We start from the raw sequence: 20,438 nt of genomic DNA, 5'->3' as shown, positions 1-20,438 counted from the left end.
TACCCCGTCCACAAACTCAATCTATGTAGGGACGAATTCTACCGAACGAACCCCAGTCAGGTTCCGGCACTGGGAATTCAACGAGAGAACCGCCCTTACCTGGCCGATAGAACTTGATACTGTCCCACGAACGTCCGCCATGAACCACAGACCTTGCAATCATACCCATCTCGATATCTGTGGCATACGGGTGCCCTGCGGTAAGCCCGTCCCTCGCAGCGTCAGCGAAAGACCCAACTCCCTTCATGTTCACGTGAAGAGTATTTTTGGTATCCCTGATCGCTGCCTCCACCGGCCCTTGCCAGCCTTCCACTTTCCCGAAGTGCTTGTAGCCCTGCTTTTCGGCCCACTCGTAGGTGCCTTCAGCCTTCTGACCCAACGCAACGTTGCAATTGTGAACGAGTATTGGAGTCTGTCCAGCCAGCACATAGTACGCATGGATGTCCTCGATGGTGAGATCATGCGTGCGCTGGCGCTTGGTGTAGTGGCTGACTGCAGTGATCTGGACATGGGTCCCAGTGCTGGTGCGGAGCATCTGGCCAACTTGGAGGTCCCCTGCCTCTACCCATTCCTTCAGGTCGGGAACCCAGAAGGGGTGGGTATCAGTTGCCACGATGCTGGAATAGTCGCCGCCCACGGACAGGACAATCTCGGTGAAGTCCTTGTCATCTTCAGTAGTGATCGTCTCAGCTACGCGCCTTTCAGTGGTCTCACCTGTCTCCGTGTCCGTGGTGACGACCACATCACCGACTTCGACGTCTTCGATAGCCTTTTGCGTTCCGTCTGCAAGGAGGACATCGGTCCCCGGAAGGAAACTGTGCCGGCACCCGCCGAGGATCGTTGAGGCCAGGTTTCCTACGATTTTTGCTTCCATGAGTGCGTAGAAGCTGCCGCCCCAAGCGGCGCCCCAGGCGGCCCCCTCGCCCTGGTCTGCGAGTTGACCTGAAGCGCTGTGATCAGCTTCGTCGTCCAGGTAGTTACCTACTGCACTGCTAGCTGCCCCAGCAACTCCACTGCATCCAGCCGCTACAGCGAACCCCGCACCACCCGACAGCGCCCCTGTGCCTCCGGCGACGCTATAACAGACCGTACCTACAACGAATTCGGTTCCGAACTGAACCAATTCTCTATGATCAGATGCCCATTCCTTGGTGTCCTGCAGTGCCTCACCTACGCCACACCATGTGTGCCAACTGCAATCATTGCCGCCGTCGTCGCCGGTATCGCCGGTACTCTCATCAGCTGTACCTCCGCCGCTTCCGGTGCTGCCCCCGATCTGGGTTCCGACAGTCGTGGCGGCAGGGGCGTCGCCACCACTGCTGTCGATCCAGCCGCCACTATCGCCCGGGAAGATCTTCCGGCCATCGGGGTCGGAGTAAGTGACAGGGCTATTCGCCGCGTAGCTGTAGCCGTTCAGGGTCTGGGCGTTGGTGGCGTCCAGGACAGGGTCGACGCTGATGAACTGGCCGATAGTGGGGTCGTACTCGCGGGCGCCGATGTGAGTCAGGCCAGTCGTGGTATCGCGGGTCTTGCCGAGGAAGCCCTTGTCATCGGGCCAGGGGCCGTAGAGGGGCTTGCCACGGTCGGCGCCGAAGGGGGTGGTGTAGCGCTTGGTGAAGGTCTGGTTGGTGTCCGGGGTGAGCGCCAGGCTGGAGGTGCCGTGGTGGTCACCGGACAGGTAAGTGAGCTTTTCGGTGCCTGATTCGTTGGAGCGGACTGCTGCCGTGACGCCGCCGGCCGCGTAGTAGCGCTGAGCCCAGGTGGTGCCGTCGGCGCGGAGGTGGAGTTCGGTGGCGCCCGCGTACAGGATGCGTTCGCCGTTCTCGGTGGCGCGGATCAGCAGGGCGCCGGTGGCGTCGTAGACGTAGTCGGTGGACTTCCCGTTCTCCGTGACCTTGCTCAGCTGACCCTCGTCGGACCAGAGCAGGTCCTGGCCGGCGGCGGGGCCAGGGCGCTTGATGGTGTTGCCGATGGCGTCGTAGGAGTAGCTGCGCTGCGGGGTGGTGCAGTCCGTGCCCGTCGTGGTGCCGGTCAGGGTGTGCGGCTGGGCGGGCTTGGTGTAGCAGTACGTTGTCTTCGTGTCGCCGTCGCTCTTGTGAACCGTTTCGCTGGTGCGCTGGCCGGCGGTGTTGTACGTGTAGCTGTTCCAGTACGGGGCCGGGCCCGAAAGGGCGGAAGCGCTGCGGGTGTCGGCGCAACCCTGGGAAGTGGGCGTCCAGGCCTCGGTCAGACGCTGGTGGCCGTCGTAGGCGAAGCACTGGGTGTCCGGTGAACTGCCGCCGCCGAGCGTCGTCGGGTCGCTGATCGCGGTGACGTTGCCGGTCTGGTCATAGGTGTAGTTCAGGTCCTGCAGCATGTACGGGTGGGTCTGGTCCGTGACATTGCTGCGGGTGAGGCGATCCGTGCCCTCCTCATAGCGGTTGGTGACGTAGAAGTTCTTGTTCTCGGAGCCACCGGTGCCCAGCGTGAGCTGGAGAGGCTGGGCGAGGGCCGAGTAGGCCACGGCTCTGAGGTAGCCGGTCGAGCCTGTGATAGCGGTCAGGTCGCCCAGACCGTCGTAGGCGAAGCTGATGATCTCCGAACTCAGGCCGCCCATCGCGGGCTCGCTGCTGTACTGCAGCGTGCCGTCGAGGTTGTAGTACGAGGTGTATGTCAGCGCCGACGGTGCGCCTGCCTTCACGAACGCTTCGCTGCCGGGCAGTTCGAGCTTCGAGGCGGTGGGGCGGTTGAGTTTGTCGTAGGCGGTGACGGTCTGCGTGTAGGCATCGCCCGTCCTACCTCCCACGTAGCGGGTGGAGGACGTCGGCAGACCTTTGAAGACCGTGTCGTACGTGTAACCGGTGAGCTGGTTGGCGTCCGTCATCGAACCGGACCATGTGCCGGTGACACGGCTCAGCTCGTCGTACGCGCTGAGGACGGAAGCGCCGCGCGCGTCTGTGGTCTTTGTGACACGGTCCAGGACGTCGTACTGGAGGGTCGTGTTGCCCTTGTCCGGATCCGACATGCTGGTCTGGCGACCGAACAGGTCGTAGACGTAGGACCAGGTGGCCCCGTCGGGGCCGTTGATCGTCTTCGGCTTACCGTCCGGGGTGTATTTGAACTTCGTCGACGTGTACGAGGCCCCGGGGCCTGTGCCGTAGGCGGCATCGGCGGGCGTCGTGCTCGCGTAGGCGCGCGTCTCCGTCGTCCGGCCGCGTACGTCCGTGATCGTGCGCTGGGCCGATCCGCCCTCCAGGGCGGTCGTGGCGACGGAGTCGCCCGTATAGCTCGTGGTGGTCGACCACTTCTTCACGCCGTAGACGTACAGGGTGCTTTGCGTCGCGCGTCCAGCGCCGTCGAACACCGTCTCCGACTGCTTGGGAGCGCCGCCGTACTCGGCCCGCGCGTAGGTTCCGTTGGGGGTGCTCGTTGTGTCGAAGATGTCCGCGTACGTCTGGTACGCCAGGCCGCGCGTGTCGTAGCGGGTGTCCGTCAGGAGCCGACCACCCTCCGGAGTCGGCGACTGGGTCTGCAGCGGGCGCAGCAGCGCGTCATAGAGGGTGTAGCTCGTGTTGTAGGTCTTGCCGTCCCTCTTCAGCGTCGATGTCGACACCCAGGACGGCTCGGGGCTGCCGAGGTGGTAGTCGAAGGTCACGCTGGCCGCGTCGCCACCGCCACGGACGCGGTTGGCCTGCCACACGGCAGTGATGCGTCCGAGCGCGTCATAGGTCGTCTCGGTCTTGTTGTTGTTCGGGTCGTAGGTGCGCAGGGCCAGGCTGCGACGCGGGTCCAGGTAGGTGATGGTCCGGTGCCCTGTGGTGGCGGATCCGACGGGAGGTGCGGTGACGGTCGTTCTCGTCAATGGTCCCGCGTCGGCCGGCACGTAGGCCGTGGTGCTGGTGCCGCCGTCGGCGTTCGTGACGCTCACCGGGCGGCCAAGGGTGTCGTAGGTGGTGGTGGCCGTGGTCTGCCAGCCCGTGGGCAGGCGTTCTCCGCCCAAGTCCGCGGTGGCGGCGTAGCCGGTGGCGCGGCCGGTCCAGGTGGGCTGGCCCTTCGTCGGCTTCTGGGTGGCGGACCAGCTGCTGGCGCCTGGGGTGTCATAGACGGTGGCGCTGTCCGCGAGCACGTCGCCGCGCGTTGCGTATGTCGCCGGCAGGTTCAATGAAGCGTCTGCGGTCGCGCAGGTGCGTGCGACGGTGCGGATTCGGGAGACCAAGCTGATCAGGCCGACGTCGGTGTTGCGGGCGTACCACGTCCGGGTACAGGTCTCATCGCCGTTCTTGTCGGCATCCCCCAGGTCCTCGACCGTGGTGGGCATGCCGTAGGCGTCGAAGGTCGTGGCTGACTGCCGCGAACGCCATGTGTTCGATGCCGTCAGATAGGTGTAGCCATATGTCTTCTGGGTGCGGACGTAGCGGGCCACGTGATCACCGGCACCGGGTGGGCTCTGGCGAGCCGTCTCCTGCGACCACGGGTCGTTCGCCGTCGCCGCGAGGGCGGTGGTGCCGTTGTACGTGACCTGCTCGCGCAGCTGTCCCGCGTAGGGGGCACTGTCGGTGATCGAGGCCACGGTCAGCCCCGGTACGGACAGCGGGGCGACGGAGACCGACTTCGTGGTCCCGTCCGTCTTCTTGTCGCCGTGCATGCCCTGCATGTACAGGGAAACCGTCTTGGAACGTGTCCTGCCGGTTGCACCCGTCCAAGCGGTGACCTGGCGGTAGCCCCGCCAGTCCGACCACGTGCGCTCGTCAGCCGGGGCGAACGGGTCGTCGTTGTAGTGCCACGCCGCACCGCTGTACTCGTAGGCGTGCTGCACCGCCTCGTTGTTCGCCGCCGGATCGAAGACGCCTACAGACAACACCCGGTACTTGTGGAACCAGTCGATCGAGGCGTTCTCGGCACCGTTGATGTTCCAGAACTGCGGGTAGCACGAACGCGTGTTGGTGTCCGGGGCCGCGTCCAGGACCTCGCTGCGCACGCACTCCTCACCCGACAGCGTCACTCGTGTGATGGCTCCCGTCTCAGACGTCACCGTCGAGATGCGAGGCCGGGTCAGCGGCAGGATGTCGTCCGTCGCGTCCACCCGGTTGGGGCGAAGCTGGTAGGTGAACGAGATGGGGTTGAGCCCGATCGCCGTGTCACCGGCCTTGCCGGTCCGCTTCAGCGACTTCAGCGTGAGCACCTGGTCGCTGCTGTCGCCGATGTCCCCACCGTCGAGGTACTCCTGGGTCAGTTCCCAGGAGTCCACCGGGTCGTAGGTGGCCGTGGTGGCTTTGTACGAGAAGGTGTCGATGCCGGTCAGACGCTTGAGGATGAAGAACGACGGACCGGCCGCGTAGCACTCGGTGTCGCCGCTGGCGCAGATGGCGTCGTAGGGAACGTCAGGCCAGTCCTCGGCGGTCTCCTTGGTCGGGCCGCCGGAGCAGTCCGAGGCTGTGCAGCGATCGGCGTAGCGGAAGGTGACCTTCGCGTCCGCCTTGTCGGTGAACAGGACGCCGGCCCGCAGACCGTACTCGACGCGGTTGAGGAAACCACCCCGGGTGTAAGCGGCGTTGGCGGTCGTCGCCTTGTTCTTCTTGTAGTAGTTGGTCTTCTTCGTGTACCAGTACGTGGCCGCGTTGCCCCGGGTGTCCTCGACATAGTCGAGATTCCAGCGCCAAGCTTGCGTCAGCGCCCGGTCGGCGAACGTGCTGCCTGCGGAATAGCCCGGCTCGCCCGAGTCATCGCCGAACACGGGGACTGTCCACACCGAGTTGGTGCGCTGCGTGTCCGCGCCGTCCAGTTTGTTCTTGCCGAACACGTACTTGGTACCGTCTCCTGTGGTGACGGTCCAGTACTCGCCGTTGTCGTCCTCGTTGTCCGCGCCTGTGGACCGGGTGACCTTGGAGGCGTCGTCGTCCTCCAGGCGCCACGCGCCGCTGTTCTTGTCCTTGACCAGCCGGGTGGATTTGCCGTTCAGCACCAGACGCGCGTTGTCGTACTTCCAGCACTGGTCGAAGACGTCAGTGTGGCCGTCGTCGTCGCAGGAGCCGTAGGCGCGCTCGATGTAGGACTCGGTGAGCGCGAAGCCCTCACCGACCGTCGTGCCCTGGTTGTTGGTCGTCGCGGTACGGCCGTCCACGCTGCCGGAGTCGTACGACAGCGACAGCGACGGCGCGGGACCCGCCGCTGCGGGCGGCATCGTGAAACCGTACGACCAGGTGAAGGAGCCCGAGCTGCCACCCGACTGCCACGCCGAGGACTCCGACAGCGGTGTGGCCGAGAAGTCCCCCGCCCCCTTGGGAGACTCCCCCGAGCCGGAGGACGTGGCGGTGACGGCCAGGACTGTGGCGGTCGAGGAGCCGCTGTCGGCGGCCCGCAGGAGCTGGGGCGACGCGCCGGACGCAGACTCGGCGAGGCTGACCTGTGCGGAGACCGACTGGCGTTCGATGTCGTTCTGCGAGTTCAGGGGCGTCTGTTTACGGCATTCAGGCTTCTGCGGTGTCGTGAGTACACAGGCGGGCAGTCGCACCAGGTGCAGCCGCTGAGACCAGCCACCGCCGATGGCCGAGGCGAAACTGCTGTAGTCGACACTCACTTCGGCAGCACCTGGCGTGGCTGCCTCAGCGGTGAGCAGCACCCCAGTGATACCGGCCTTGTCGGCAGCCTTCTGGTCCAGGACGGTCACCCGTGCGGAGCCGCCCGCAGCGGCTGTGCCGGCCTTGGCAGGAGCCATCGTGACAGGGACACCCGCCAGGGCTGCCCTGCCCGCCTTTCCGCCGGCCAGGTTGACGGCCGCTGCCCCCGGCTTCGGCCAGACGGCCTTCCGCTCCGACTCGGCGCGTCGGGCCTGCTCCGCGTTGGCCTTCTGCTCCCGTGCCACCTGTTCGCGGGCCTTCTTCGCGCCCGGCCCGTCGAACTCCTTGACCTTGCTCACACGGGACTCGGGCACTTCGGGCCGACCGAGAGCACTGGGCCCTCCGGCAGCCTCGGCCGCCTGGGCCACGCCTACCGGAACGACGAGGGCCAAGGCCAATGACTGCACCAGCAGCCGACCCGTGCGCCGCCGATGGCGTCTACCGCGCACCTTTGAGGTGCCTATGCCAAAGACCATTGCTCTCGTCCCACCCAGTCCCGTTTCAAGAAGTTTCGGCAAGTCGCTCGCGCGGCACCGCGTGCACCGCGCCTCAAGGTGAGGTCAACCCGCTCGGGCTGACGTCACCACCTGCTCGTCAGTCGCCTGCGGTCTCTGCGACCTGGTTCGCACTGGCCATGGCGCCAGCCCATACACGCACCTCAGCGATGCGTCCGTAGTACTGCCGGGTGCCGCTGTCAAAGCCCTTGCCGACGATGAAGTCACCCGATCCGACCTTCGCCGTGTATGCCTGGGCATCTTGGTTTCGGTTGATCCCGAGATAGAGGCTGATGGTGGCTGCCTGGGCGTCGAACACACCGGTCAGCCGGGTCATTCCGTTCGGCAGCGGCGTTCGAGCCGACACCACCGACGAGGACGTCCCGTCGGCGTTCAACCGCCCGAAATGCCACTTGCCGTACGGGACCAGACGCTCATCGCCGACAGCGTCATCGAACTCGCTCACCAAGTCGGTCAGTTCGAACCATATGTTCCACGCGGAACCGTCCGCGGCCTTCTGGCCCAGCACTTGTCCCGTGTAGCCGACGCCCTTGCCGGCCAGCGTGTCCGCATTCACGGAAGCCAGCGTGGTGACCGTGAAGGACCCGGTGTCGTCCACGATCGGCCCTGCCGCAGTGGCGGCCTCACCCGCGCCGTCCAGCAGGATCGTCTCACCGTCCAGCGAGGCCCCGCCGGTCAGGGTCAGCGACCTGCCGTAGCCGGCCGTGTCCTGGATGGTGCCACCGATGCTCTGGCTTGCTTGCCAGTCCGCGACCAGTTCCACGCTGTTGAAACCGTCACTGATCGCGAGCCGGGCCTCGTCGGCGATCTCAGCTTCGCTCAGGGCCCGCTGCCAGGCCGCAACCTCGTCGATCGAGCCCGGGAAGTAGTCGACGTAGCTGCCGTGCCACACTACGCGTCCGATCTGCAGCGGCCCGGCCGCCTGCCAGGAAGGCTCTACCGAGTCACTGCCCTGCAGCTTGCCGTTCACGTACAGCCGGATCTGCTTGGCCGGAGCGTCGTACACGGCTGCCAGATGTGTCCACACGCCGGGTGTCGCCGGCTGCTTGGCCACCACAGTCTGGTCGACGATATTGCCACTGCTGTCGTCCCTTGGCGACGTACGCAACGACCAGGTCCCCAGCGCGCTCTGGTAGGAGAGGTAGAAACCGCTGTAGAAGTCGCCGTCCTGTCCAAGCACCGTGCGGTTCCCGGTGGCACCAGGATTGATCATGGCCCACGCGGACACCGTGTACGAGGCCCGTGTGTCAACGACCTGACCCTCGGCCGACGCGTATGCGCTGCTGCCGTTCAGGGACAGGCCCTTGTCCGCGATCGGGCTCTCCGGACTTGAGCCGTCCTGCTTAAGCTCTCCCCGGCGACCTCGGTCATCAGGCGTCGCATCACCCGCGAGGGTCGCGTTGTACTGCGGGACTCCGTCACCGGCTGCGGAGTCGACGGCCGCGCCCGTCTCCTGATCGATTTTCTCGAACTGCCAGCGGCCCACCGGACCAGCCCCCGGTGCGACCAGGAATTGGATCTGGTTGAACGTTCCCGTGCGTCCGGCGCCTATGTTGTCCACGCCCCGCGCTCGCAGGATGTACGTCCCCGAACGGTCAATGGGCACCGTGACCGTCGAGCCGCTGGACACAAGCCCGGTGGACCAGTCGCCGGTGAGAAGGGTGTACTCGTAGGACACCACAGTGCTGTCCTCCGCCGTGTTCGGCGACAACGTGAACGTCACCGGGGTTCCAGGACCGCCCTGCGCCGCGCAGGTGGTACCGCACTCGCTGTACGGACTCTTGAGCGTGATCTGTGGTGGCTTGGGCGCCTGTGAGTCCACCCGGAAGTAACAGAACCCGTCCGACACCTCACTGCTGAGGTAGCTGGATCCATTGTTGTAGTACGACCATGTCCAGGCGTGATAGCGATACAGCTTGCCGTCGGTGAGATTCGACCACTTCAGGCTGACCAACTGGTCGTCCTTGGCGGGAGTGGGCGTAGGTGCCAACGAACCGTTGCCCGCAGGCGTGTCCGTCCAGGTGCCGTCGGGGTTCTGGTGGTCCAGGTCGAAATAGACACGCAGCTGGGCGTTGGCCTCGCCACCCGGCTGAGTCTGGGCCACCGCCCGCAACAGGGGTGCGGGGTCGGACACAATCGCGGGCTTCGAGGCGTCCTTCATGCACGAGGTGCCCGTTCCGGTGGCCAGTCCCAGCCCAGTCGGCTTGGCCGGCAGGCCGACGAAGGTCACCGCCAGTACCGCGTCGTTCTTGAACCGCTTCCACGCCGAGGTGTCCGACTCGTCGTGCGCACGGACTTCCAGTGTCAGCCGCGAGAACTTCCCCTGCGCGAAGGCCTGCACGGTCGGAGTGAGGTTCTCGTTCGTCTCTTCCGGGTTGTCGTGGAACTCGATCGGCGCGTCCGGCGCGTCCGGGTCGCACAGCGAACCCCGGCCGGCCGAGACGTACCGGTCCACCATCCAGTCAAGCTCGGTGGGCCGCGTCGACCACGTCGTGGAGGAAGAGATGTTGTTCGTCCGGACCAGATCCACCCATCGCGGAGCGCACTGGAACGCCCACGGCTCCGTCACCCGGAACGTGGCATCAAGCACCTTCTTGCCGGCCAGCTTCGCCGGAGAGAACTCGAAGTACAGCTTCTGCACATACCCGGGGCCGCAGTAATAGCCGTTCCAGGTACCGCACTTGCCCGCACCCTTACCCTGACCGTCGTCGCCGTTGCTCCAGCCGTAGGACTCGTAACCGTCGCTGCGCAGGAGAGTGCGCTCCGAGGAACCCCAGGTCACCGGTGGGTCGATGAAGAGAGGGAATGCCGATGCCTCGGTCTGCGTCAGCATCTCCGGGGCGGGAACCACCGAGAGCGAGTCCTCGGTGACTTGTACGTCCATTCGGGCAACCTTGTCGCCCTGGCCGGGTTCCAGGCCCGAGCCCGAGGGTGCCGTCTCCGACGGGTCGGACGGCTCGGCGGCGGTCGCGCCCGACGTCTCGAGCCTCGCCAGCTGCGTCTGCGTCCCGGTCGGCTCATCCGCACCCGCCGAGTCCCACATCCGCGCGGGCGGCGCCCTGAACACCGTACCGCCGTTCCCGTCGACGGCCGTGAGGTTGCCCGACACTCCCTTGTGTATCTTCAGGCCGTCGCTCTTCATCCCGAACGTCAGCTTCTTCAACTGGTCGTTCGTTGCCGCCTCGGGCGTCTTGACCACGAAGACCTGTTGGAGGCTCTCCGGCGTCGTCGTCACTTTCAGGTCAACGCCCGGGAGCACCTCGGGGTACAGGGCGTTCGGGCCGTCCAACTGCGGTGCAGGAAGTGCGCCGGGCCACTGCAGCTCCAGCGAGCGGCCTTCATCCTCGATCACTGCCAGCGGGCTCTTGTCGCCGCCCGACGAGAGGGCGATCCGTACGGCCGCCGCCTTCGGACCCACCGAACCGTCGGAGCGTCTCTCCAGCGTCGCGTCCGGCGCCTGCCATCCGCCGTCCGGTGTGCCCACCCGCACGGGGACGGCCGACTCTTCCAATGTGAAGGTGTCACCATCGGGGTTGGCGTAGACCGTCGAGCGTTCAGAGCGCTCCCCCAGTACCTCAACCCGCTGGCCGGTCTCCTTGGCCTTCGCCAGCGCCTGTTGAGCCTCGGACAAGGGGGCGGGATCTGATGTGGGAACGGCCGCGGATGCCTGCTGAGCAGGCAGCACCAACATCCCCAGCACAACAGCGAACGCAGCGGCCGTAGCGGCGGCGCCTCTAGGTCTCCGGCGTCCAGGACGACCTGCCGCGTTTGTACCCACCTGCACCGATACCCGCCCCCGAAATCACAAGATCTTCAAAAAGTGGCCACATTCAAGGTGCAACCTCACGGTGCGTCAAGGGAGATTCACGGTAGGCAGTGGTTATAAGTCGACACCAAAGGTTCAAATGGGGCGGCATCCAAACGATCAAATTCGGTCAGGGTTCGATGACGACGTGATTGCGCCGTCTGATGCAGTCAACCCTGGGCCGGAGGCTCTCGGCAGCACGCTGCAGATCGCACTGGCAGGTCAGAGGGGAGGCGGCCACTGTCGGTGGGGCGATTGACAGCAATACGGGGTAGTCGATTCCAAGCCAACGATGAGGCAGCGGATCGGTCCCAACACCAGCTCAGCGCCCCGACGCGACCCAGCAGGCCCAAGTACGCGCCTTCATGGCACGGGGCAGCCCCCGCCGAGGGAGGTCGCCTCGGGCGAGGGCTGTTGAACTGCGCCAACTTGAACCAGTGCGCAGCGGACATCGAGGAGGCGGGGTCCCCGACGGCCCGCACCGACGGTCAGGGCTGACCGATATCCACGGCCCACACGCCCGTGCCGTCATCGGCCTCTGGTCTCGCGGTCAGGATCTGCCCCTCCACGCCATCCGACGCGGCGGCGCATACCGCGTGCACGCACGGCCACTTCATCCACGCCGCCGCCAACTGTTCGACCGCGGCGGCACCCGCGAAGTCGAGCGGCAGGAACTCCAGGCCGGGCAGGGCGCCGGCATACGCGGCCACGCCGGGGTGCTCCAGGCCTGCGGCGACGAGGCACAGGGCGGGGACGCGCGCGCTGGACCGGATCTCGGCCTCCACGACGGCCAGGCCGGAGACCAGTCGGTGTCCGCGGCATAGGGCCAGGACCGCCGTGTGATCGAGAGTGACCATGTACGGGCCCAGTCGACCGGTGTCGATCGCGGCCCGCCACTCCCACGCTTCGCGGACGTCGTCGTCGGTGAACTCCTCCCGCAGGTGGGCACGGACGTAGGCCATCGCCTTGGCCGTGTCTTCGGCCTGCTCGGCCCCGGTGGGGGCGGCGACGACTCGTTCGGCGTAGGCACGCCTGCTCATGCCGCGTTCTTCCGCCAGCACGCGGAGGCGATCCCTTGTCGATTCACTGATCTTGAGCGTGGTGTCAGCCGTAGAGGAAGAACACTCCTGAACACCGGCAGACGGCGGCTCCTCGCCCGGCCGCGCTCACCTGCTGGAACACACTCAGCGCATACGCGTCGCGCGGCTACCCTGACCCGGCTCTGTGCCAACCCGTCGTCGATCGCCGAGGAGACCCCATGTCCGCCAGGTCCGTCCGTGTCGGCCGATGGGCCGATCTGCCCGTGCTGCTGGTGGCGGTGGTGTGGGGGTCGAGTTATCTGGCCGCCAAGGGGGTGACGACGGCGGGGACGGTGGTGGGGGTGCTGGTGCTGCGGTTCGCGGTGGTGGTGCCGGTGCTGGTGGCCGTGGGGTGGGGGCGGCTGCGGGCGTTGAGCGCCGCGCAGGTGCGCGGGGGTGCGGTGCTCGGGGTGGTGCTGGCCGGGATCTTCCTGCTGGAGACGTACGGGGTGGTGCACACGTCGGCGACCAACGCGGGGCTGATCATCAGCCTGACCATGGTGTTCACGCCGCTCGCGGAGAGCCGGGTGCGCGGGACGCGGCTGCCGGGGGCGTTCCTCGCGGCGGCCGGGGTGTCGGTGGCGGGGGTGGCACTGCTGACGCAGGGGGCCGGGTTCACCGCGCCGTCCGGGGGCGATCTGCTGATGCTGGGGGCGGCGCTCGCCCGGACCGTGCACGTACTGGCGATGGCGCGGATGGAGTCGGTGCGGGGCGCCGACTCCATGTCGTTGACGACCCTTCAGCTGGCCGGCGCCGTGGTCGTGTTCGGGGCGCTGGCGGTGGTGCCGGGGACCGGGGCGTCGCCGTGGGCGACGGCCGGCGGGTTCGACGGCGGGGACTGGGCCGGGCTGCTGTACCTGTCGGTGCTCTGCACGCTGTTCGCGTTCTTCGTGCAGATGTGGGCGGTGCGGCGGACCTCGCCGTCCCGGGTCAGTCTTCTGCTGGGCACCGAGCCGGTGTGGGCGGCGCTCCTCGGTGTCGCGCTGGCCGGGGACCGGCCCGGGTGGCTCGGGTACGTGGGTGCGGTGCTGGTGCTGGCCGGTACGGGGTGGGGGCGGACGGTGGCCGACCGCGCGGTGCGGTCGGCCGGGGCCGGAGAGACGGGGGTGCGGGCGGAGGGCGGTCAGGCGACCCGTACGCCGGCCCGCCACACCCCGGACACCAGCGGGACGCCCGGGCGGTAGGCCAGGTGGACGTGGCTCGGGGCGTCGAGGAGGAGCAGGTCGGCGCGGGCGCCCGGGGTGAGGCGGCCGATGTCGGTGCGACGCAGGGCCGCCGCGCCGCCCGCCGTGGCCGACCAGACCGCCTCGTCGGGGGTCATGCGCATGTCCCGTACGGCGAGGGCGATGCAGAACGGCACCGAGGACGTGAAGGACGAGCCCGGGTTGCAGTCCGTGGACAGGGCCACGGTCACGCCCGCGTCCAGGAGGCGGCGGGCGTCCGGCCACTCGGCGCGGGTGGAGAACTCGGCGCCGGGGAGGAGGGTCGCGACCGTGTTCCCGGCGGCCAGGGCGTCGACGTCGGCGTCCGTGAGGTGGGTGCAGTGGTCGGCGCTCGCCGCGTCCAGTTCGACCGCGAGCTGGACGCCGGGGCCGTAGGAGAGCTGGTTGGCGTGGATGCGCGGGTGCAGTCCCCTGGCCTTGCCGGCAGTGAGGATCGCCCGGGCCTGGTCGCCGTCGAAGGCGCCCTTCTCGCAGAAGACGTCGATCCAGCGGGCGTGCGGGGCGCAGGCGTCGAGCATCTCGCCGGTGACGAGGGCGACGTACGCGGCGGGGTCGTCGGCGAGGTCCGGGGAGACGATGTGGGCGCCGAGGTAGGTGACCTCGTCGGTGTGGCGGGCGGCGATGCGCAGGGCTCGGGCCTCGTCCTCGACCGTCAGGCCGTAGCCGGACTTGGTCTCGAAGGTGGTGGTGCCCTGGCGGAGGGCCTCGGCGAGGTGGTGGGTGAGGTTGGCCTCCAGTTCCCCGTCCGTGGCTGCGCGGGTGGCGGCGACCGTCGTACGGATGCCGCCGGCGCTGTACGGGCGTCCCGACATCCGGGCGTTGAACTCCTGTGTCCGGTCGCCCGCGAAGACCAGGTGGGAGTGGGAGTCGACGAAGCCGGGGAGGACCGCCCGGCCGCCGGCGTCGACCCGATTGTCAGTGGCGGGTGCTTTGCTTGATTCACCGGTCCACACGACACGGTCGCCTTCGATGACGACGGCCGCGTCCTGGATCAGGCCGAGGGGGGAACTGTCACCCAGGGAGGGGTCGTTGGTGACCAGGGCTGCGATGTTGGTGATGAGCGTGGTGGCGGTGCTCGCGGAGTGGTCGGGGCTGACGTTCGTCGCGCTGCTCATGGCTTCCTTGCTGGCCTGGTCGGCGTTGGGGGCGGGTTCGGGGGCCGGCCGCGCGGGGGCGCGGCAACGGGCCGGGGTCAGTCGCGCAGGGCTGCGACGGCGTCCGCGAGGGCGCGCGGCACATCCGGTACGAGAGTGTGCGCCCCGTCCCGGACGACGTGCCGGCCTGCCACGACCGTATGCGACACGTCCGCTGCCGACGCGGCGAATACGGCCGTCTCGGCGCCGAGTCGCGCAGGCGGCCCTGCCGTCCTGACCGAGTCGAGGGCGATCGTCGTGAAGTCGGCGAGCGCGCCGGGCTCCAGCGTGCCCGCGCCGTCCCAGCCGAGGGCGGTGTGGCCGTCGGCGGAGGCCGCCCGCAGCAGGGCCGCCGCCGTCCAGTGGCCGCGGGTGCGGCTGCGCAGGCGTTCGTTCAGCTCCATCGCGCGGGCCTCTTCGAGCAGGTCGATGACGGCGTGGCTGTCGGAGCCGAGGCACAGCGGGGAGCCCTCGTTCTGCAGGGCCACGGCGGGCCCGATGCCGTCGGCGAGGTCGCGCTCGGTGGTCGGGCACATGCAGGTGCCGGTGGCGCTGGAGCCGATGAGGGAGATGTCCTCGGCGGTGAGGTGGGTGTTGTGGACGCCGGTGGTGCGCGGGCCGAGGACCCCGTGCAGGGCGAGGAGCTGGGTGGGGGTGCATCCGTGGATCTCCCGGCAGGCCTCGTTCTCGGCGGTCTGCTCGGACAGGTGCACGTGCAGCGGGGACCGCCGCTCCTGCGCCCACCGGGCCACGGTCGCCAACTGGTCGGCGGGCACGGCCCGCACCGAGTGGATCGCCGCTCCGATCCGTGCGTGATCCCGTTCCTTGAGAAGTGAACAGCGTGTGGCCCAGTTCTCGGCGGTCCGGTCGGAGAAGCGGAGCTGGTGGGTGCTGGGCGGTTGTCCGAAGCCGGCGGAGAGGTAGGCGGTGTCGAGGAGGGTGATCCGGATGCCGGCCTCGGCGGCGGCCGCGATCAGGGCCTCGCCCATCGCGTTGGGGTCGGCGTACGGGGTGCCGCCGGGGGCGTGGTGGAGGTAGTGGAACTCGCCGACGGCGGTGATGCCGGCCAGGGCCATCTCGGCGTACACCGCGCGGGCGAGGGCGTGGTAGGTGTCGGGGGTGAGCCGGTCGGCGACGGAGTACATCACCTCGCGCCAGGTCCAGAAGGTGCCGCTGCCGACCTGGACGGTGCCGCGCAGGGCCCGGTGGAAGGCGTGCGAGTGGGCGTTGGCGAGGCCCGGGAGGGTCAGCCCGCGCAGCACCTCGGCGCCGGGCGGCGGGGTGTCCGCGTCCGTGCGGACGGCGGTGATGCGGCCGTCGTGGACGTCGAGCGCCACGCCCGGCTCGACGCGGTCGCCGAGCCAGGCGTGTTCCAGCCAGTACGTCTGCGTCACCTGCAGGCCAGTCCTTCCAGTACGTCGGCGAGGGCGAGCACTCCGGCCACGCAGTCGTCCTCGGCCGCGGACTCGGCCGGGGAGTGCGAGACGCCGGTGGGGTTGCGTACGAACAGCATGGCGGTCGGGACGGTGCCGGACAGGATCCCGGCGTCGTGTCCGGCACCGGTGCCGAGAACGGGGACGGCGAGGTCCGGCGCCTTGTCCCTGCCGAGGATGCGGGCGAGTTCGTCGCGCAGGGCGTGGTCGAACTCGACGACCGGGGTGAAGGACTCCCGGACGACGTCCAGGCCGATGCCGTGGGCCTCGGCGTGGGCGCGGGCGGCCTTCTCGATGCCGTGCACCACGGTGTCGAGGCGCTCCTGGTCGGCGGCCCGGCTGTCCAGCCAGCCGCGTACCAGGGAGGGGATGGCGTTGACGCCGTTCGGTTCGACGGAGATCTTGCCGAAGGTGGCGACGGCGTCGGCGTGTTCGGCCTCGCGGCGGGCGGCGAGGACGGTCTCGGCGTAGGACAGCATCGGGTCGCGGCGGTCCGCCAGCCGGGTGGTGCCGGCGTGGTTGGCCTCGCCGCGGAAGTCGAAGCGCCAGCGGCCGTGCGGCCAGATGGAGCTGGCGACGCCGACGGCGTCCCCGGTGAGGTCGAGGGCGCGGCCCTGTTCGACGTGGAGCTCGACGAAGGCGCCGATGCGGGCGAGGCGTTCGGGGTCGGGTCCGATGGTCTCGGGGTCGTACCCGGCGGCTTCCATGGCCTGCGGGAGGGTGGTGCCGTCGCCGTCGGTGAGCCGGTGGGCCTGCTCGACGGTGAGCTGTCCGGCGGTGAGCCGGGAGCCGACGCAGGCGAGGCCGAAGCGGGCGCCCTCCTCGTCGCCGAAGTTGACGACGGCGACCGGCTTGACCGGCCGCGCCCCCCGGCTGCGGAGTTCGTCGAGCGCGGCGAAGGAGGACACCACGCCGAGGGGGCCGTCGAAGGCGCCGCCGTCGGGGACGGAGTCGAGGTGGGAGCCCGTGACGACGGCGTCGCCGGCGGTGGGGTCGCCGAGCCAGGCCCACTGGTTGCCGTTGCGGTCGACCTCGTAGGTCAGGCCGCGGCTCGTCGCCTGGTCCCGGAACCAGGCCCGGCAGTCGGCGTCGGCGGCGGTCCAGGCGAACCGGCGGTAGCCGCCGGAGGCGGAGCTGCGGCCGATCGGCAGCAGCTCCGCCCACATGCTGTGGAAGCTCAACGCGGGTCACCCTCGCGCATCGGGACCCGGACGCCGCGCTCGGTGGCGACCGACTCGGCGATGCCGTAGCCGGCGTCGACGTGCCGGATGACGCCCATCCCCGGGTCGTTGGTGAGGACGCGGCGGATCTTCTCGCCGGCGAGCGGGGTGCCGTCGGCGACGGTGACCTGGCCGGCGTGGAGGGAGCGGCCCATGCCGACGCCGCCGCCGTGGTGGATGGACACCCAGGAGGCACCGGAGGCCACGTTGACCATGGCGTTGAGCAGCGGCCAGTCGGCGATGGCGTCGGAGCCGTCGAGCATGGCCTCGGTCTCGCGGTAGGGGGAGGCGACGGAGCCGCAGTCGAGGTGGTCGCGGCCGATGACGATCGGTGCGGACAGCTCGCCGCTCGCGACCATGTCGTTGAAGCGTTCGCCGGCCTTGTCGCGCTCGCCGTAGCCGAGCCAGCAGATGCGTGCGGGCAGGCCCTGGAAGTGGACCTTCTCGCCGGCCAGCTTGATCCAGCGAGCCAACGACTCGTTCTCGGGGAACAGGTCGAGGATCGCCTTGTCGGTGCGGGCGATGTCGGCCGGGTCGCCGGACAGGGCCGCCCAGCGGAAGGGGCCCTTGCCCTCGCAGAACAGCGGCCGGATGTACGCGGGCACGAAGCCGGGGAAGGCGAACGCGCGGTCGTAGCCGGCGAGCCGGGCCTCGCCGCGGATGGAGTTGCCGTAGTCGAAGACCTCGGCGCCGGCGTCCTGGAAGCCGACCATGGCCTCGACGTGCCGGGCCATGGACTCGCGGGCGCGGGTGGTGAAGCCGGCCGGGTCCTTGGCGGCGGCGTCGGCCATGTCCTCGAAGGCGGTGCCGACGGGCAGGTAGGCCAGCGGGTCGTGGGCCGAGGTCTGGTCGGTGACGATGTCGATGGGGGCGCCCATGGCGAGGAGCTGCGGGACCAGTTCGGCGGCGTTGCCGAGGACGCCGATGGACAGCGGGCGGAGGGCGTCGCGGGCCTCGACGGCGAGCTGGAGGGCGTGGTCGAGGGAGTCGGCCTTCACGTCGAGGTAGCGGTGCTCGATGCGGCGGTCGATGGCGCGCGGGTCGCAGTCGACGCAGATCGCCACGCCGTCGTTCATCGTCACGGCGAGCGGCTGGGCGCCGCCCATGCCGCCGAGGCCGGCGGTGAGGGTGATGGTCCCGGCGAGGGTGCCGCCGAACTTCTTGGCGGCGACGGCGGCGAAGGTCTCGTAGGTGCCCTGGAGGATGCCCTGGGTGCCGATGTAGATCCAGGAGCCGGCGGTCATCTGGCCGTACATGGTCAGGCCGAGCTGCTCCAGGCGGCGGAACTCCTCCCAGTTGGCCCAGTCGCCGACGAGGTTGGAGTTGGCGATGAGGACGCGCGGGGCCCACTCGTGGGTCTGCATGACGCCGACCGGGCGGCCGGACTGGACCAGCATGGTCTCGTCCTGCTTGAGCGTCTCCAGGGTGCGGACCATGGCGTCGAAGGAGCGCCAGTCGCGGGCGGCCTTGCCGGTGCCGCCGTAGACGACGAGCTTGTCGGGGTGTTCGGCGACCTCGGGGTCGAGGTTGTTCTGCAGCATCCGCAGGGCGGCCTCCTGCTGCCATCCCAGGGCGCTCGGCTGGGTGCCGCGCGGAGCTCGGACGGGCCGGGGTCCTGACATGGTGCCTCCTGTGGACGAGAGCGGGTCCGGGCGGTCGGCTCCGGGCCGGGTCTGCGTGTTGCTGTGGATATTCACATCCTGCTGTTCTGAATAGAACTAGTCAATAGGGGTGGCTGCCGACACGCGCGCGATGGGGGTGTTTGGCTGGATCCATGGGCGCGACCGAGAGACCGACGGGCAATCCTGGAGCGGGCGACGGAGGGGCCGACGAGGCCGAGGGCGACGGCACGGGGGCGCGAGTGGACTTCCTGCGCGGCGACGACGACAGCCACCATGACGGCGACCACGACGGCCGGAGCGGCGCCGGCCGCAGCGGCGACGACCGCGCCGACGGCCGCGACGGTCGCGACGACCTCGACGAGGCCCCCGGGCGGGAGCGCGCGCTGCGGCGGGACGCGGCCGTGCGGGCCGCCGTGGCGCAGGGGCTGCTGGGGCCCGGCTCCCCCATCGTCGGATTGCTGGACGTCACCGGCGTTCGCGCGGTCGCGGCGGCGCTGCGATCGGCGTTCGCGGCGGTGGTGCCGGCCGGCACGCCCGTGCTGCACGCGTTCGCCGTGAAGGCGACGCCGCTGGTGCCGGTGGTACGGCTGCTGGGCGAGGAGGGGCTGGGCGCGGAGGTGGCGAGCCCGGGGGAGCTGGCGCTGGCGCGGGCGGCCGGGATCCCCCCGTCGGCCACCGTCCTGGACTCCCCCGCGAAGACCCCGGCCGAACTGCGCGAGGCCCTGGCGCTGGGGATCGCCGTGAACGCGGACAACCCGCAGGAACTGGGGCGCATCGACGCGCTGAGGGCCGCCGCGCCCAGCGCGTCACCGGTGGGCCTGCGGGTGAACCCGCAGGTCGGGGCCGGCTCCATCGGGGCGCTGTCGACGGCGACGGCGACCTCGAAGTTCGGGGTGGCGCTGCGCGACGAGGGGGCGCGGGAGTGGGTGGTGCGGGCGTACGCCGAGCGGCCGTGGCTGACCCGGCTGCACGCGCACACGGGGTCGCAGGGGGTGCCGCTGCAGCTGATGGTGCGGGGCGTGGCGGCGGTGTACGAGCTGGCCGAGGAGATCAACGAGCGGCTCGGACGCCGGCAGATCGACACCGTCGACATCGGCGGCGGGCTGCCGGTGAACTTCGCGTCGGAGGCGACGACGCCCACGTACGCCCGCTACGCGCGGCTGCTCGCCGAAGCGGTGCCGGGGCTGGTGGACGGGCGGTACGGGCTGGTCACCGAGTTCGGGCGGTCGCTGCTGGCCGAGCAGGGCGTGGTGGTGGCGCGGGTGGAGTACACCAAGACGGCCGGCGGCCGGCCCGTCGCGGTGACGCACGCGGGCGTGCAGGTGGCCACCCGGACGGTGTACGCGCCGGGGGCGTGGCCCCTGCGGATCGCCGCGTACGACGCGCAGGGCCGCCCGAAGCCGGGGCCGGCGGTGGTGCAGGACGTGGCGGGACCGGCGTGTTTCGCGGGTGACCTGCTGGCGGAGGGCCGGGAGCTGCCCCTGCTGGAGCCGGGGGACCACGTGGCGGCCCTGGACACGGGCGCGTACTACTTCGCCCACCACTACGCGTACAACTCGCTGGCCCGGCCGCCGGTGCACGGATTCGCGCCGGACGGGCGGGGCGGGGTCGCCTTCGCGCCGGTGCGCGCGGGCCAGACGGTCGACGAGATCGTCGCCGAGGCCGGAGGGGCGCACGCGGACGCGCTCACCTCGCTGCGGGAACCCGGGCGCGGTTGACGCACGCCGGGGTCCGGGGTGTTGAACAGCCCTGTGCACAACAGCCGTTCGAGGGACTTGAGTTGGGTCACCATAGCGGCTGCGGGCACGTTCC

At 69.3% G+C, this 20,438-nt stretch carries 9 protein-coding genes; 2 read left to right on the top strand and 7 right to left on the bottom strand.

The window, feature by feature from the left end; genetic code table 11:
• Positions 1 to 16: 16 nt before the first annotated feature.
• The 3 genes from ACSLTV_RS12105 to ACSLTV_RS12095 all read right to left on the bottom strand — a co-directional run bounded on the left by ACSLTV_RS12105 (position 17) and on the right by ACSLTV_RS12095 (position 11,956).
• Positions 17 to 7,072 (bottom strand): polymorphic toxin-type HINT domain-containing protein, encoded by a 7,056-nt coding sequence (locus ACSLTV_RS12105; RefSeq protein WP_435612095.1) that lies wholly within the window; start codon positions 7,070 to 7,072, stop codon positions 17 to 19.
• Positions 7,073 to 7,190: 118 nt separating this feature from the next.
• Entirely contained in the window at positions 7,191 to 10,802 is a 3,612-nt protein-coding gene (locus tag ACSLTV_RS12100) for a LamG-like jellyroll fold domain-containing protein (RefSeq protein ID WP_435612094.1), read from the bottom strand.
• Between the two features lie 602 nt (positions 10,803 to 11,404).
• Positions 11,405 to 11,956, bottom strand: a complete 552-nt coding sequence (locus ACSLTV_RS12095; protein WP_435612093.1) for a hypothetical protein — start codon at positions 11,954 to 11,956, stop codon at positions 11,405 to 11,407.
• A 218-nt stretch (positions 11,957 to 12,174) separates the two neighbouring features.
• On the opposite strand from ACSLTV_RS12095, the gene ACSLTV_RS12090 reads away from it, so the two are divergent.
• The gene (locus ACSLTV_RS12090) at positions 12,175 to 13,179 is read left to right on the top strand and encodes a DMT family transporter (protein WP_435612092.1); all 1,005 of its coding nucleotides are present in this window, start codon (positions 12,175 to 12,177) and stop codon (positions 13,177 to 13,179) included.
• On the opposite strand, the gene hutI is transcribed toward ACSLTV_RS12090, so the two are convergent.
• From hutI to hutU, 4 genes are all read right to left on the bottom strand, one after another.
• On the bottom strand, positions 13,119 to 14,333 hold the full coding sequence (gene hutI / locus ACSLTV_RS12085) for an imidazolonepropionase (protein ID WP_432135452.1): 1,215 nt from the start codon (positions 14,331 to 14,333) through the stop codon (positions 13,119 to 13,121). The two genes, ACSLTV_RS12090 and hutI, sit on opposite strands and share 61 nt — an antisense overlap.
• Before the next feature lie 77 nt (positions 14,334 to 14,410).
• Positions 14,411 to 15,745 (bottom strand): formimidoylglutamate deiminase, encoded by a 1,335-nt coding sequence (locus tag ACSLTV_RS12080; protein ID WP_432135453.1) that lies wholly within the window; start codon positions 15,743 to 15,745, stop codon positions 14,411 to 14,413.
• On the bottom strand, positions 15,742 to 16,965 hold the full coding sequence (locus tag ACSLTV_RS12075; RefSeq protein ID WP_432157756.1) for an allantoate amidohydrolase: 1,224 nt from the start codon (positions 16,963 to 16,965) through the stop codon (positions 15,742 to 15,744). The genes ACSLTV_RS12080 and ACSLTV_RS12075 overlap by 4 nt, the downstream gene beginning before the upstream one ends.
• A complete protein-coding gene (gene hutU, locus ACSLTV_RS12070; protein ID WP_435612091.1) occupies positions 16,962 to 18,626 on the bottom strand; it encodes a urocanate hydratase in 1,665 nt (554 codons plus the stop codon). The genes ACSLTV_RS12075 and hutU overlap by 4 nt, the downstream gene beginning before the upstream one ends.
• Before the next feature lie 152 nt (positions 18,627 to 18,778).
• Here hutU and ACSLTV_RS12065 point away from each other — a divergent pair, with 152 nt between their 5' ends.
• A complete protein-coding gene (locus ACSLTV_RS12065; protein WP_435612090.1) occupies positions 18,779 to 20,344 on the top strand; it encodes a diaminopimelate decarboxylase in 1,566 nt (521 codons plus the stop codon).
• Positions 20,345 to 20,438 lie beyond the last annotated feature (94 nt).

The sequence above is a fragment of the Streptomyces sp. bgisy159 genome (assembly GCF_965341775.1).
GTDB lineage: Bacteria > Actinomycetota > Actinomycetes > Streptomycetales > Streptomycetaceae > Streptomyces.
This window is presented reverse-complemented; position numbering and strand designations above follow the sequence as displayed.

Coding starts and splice junctions, on each gene's coding strand:
- ACSLTV_RS12105 (WP_435612095.1), bottom strand. CDS start 7,072: ATGGTCTTTGGCATAGGCACCTCAAAGGTGCGCGGTAGACGCCATCGG.
- ACSLTV_RS12100 (WP_435612094.1), bottom strand. CDS start 10,802: ATGTTGGTGCTGCCTGCTCAGCAGGCATCCGCGGCCGTTCCCACATCA.
- ACSLTV_RS12095 (WP_435612093.1), bottom strand. CDS start 11,956: ATGAGCAGGCGTGCCTACGCCGAACGAGTCGTCGCCGCCCCCACCGGG.
- ACSLTV_RS12090 (WP_435612092.1), top strand. CDS start 12,175: ATGTCCGCCAGGTCCGTCCGTGTCGGCCGATGGGCCGATCTGCCCGTG.
- hutI (WP_432135452.1), bottom strand. CDS start 14,333: ATGAGCAGCGCGACGAACGTCAGCCCCGACCACTCCGCGAGCACCGCC.
- hutU (WP_435612091.1), bottom strand. CDS start 18,626: ATGTCAGGACCCCGGCCCGTCCGAGCTCCGCGCGGCACCCAGCCGAGC.
- ACSLTV_RS12065 (WP_435612090.1), top strand. CDS start 18,779: ATGGGCGCGACCGAGAGACCGACGGGCAATCCTGGAGCGGGCGACGGA.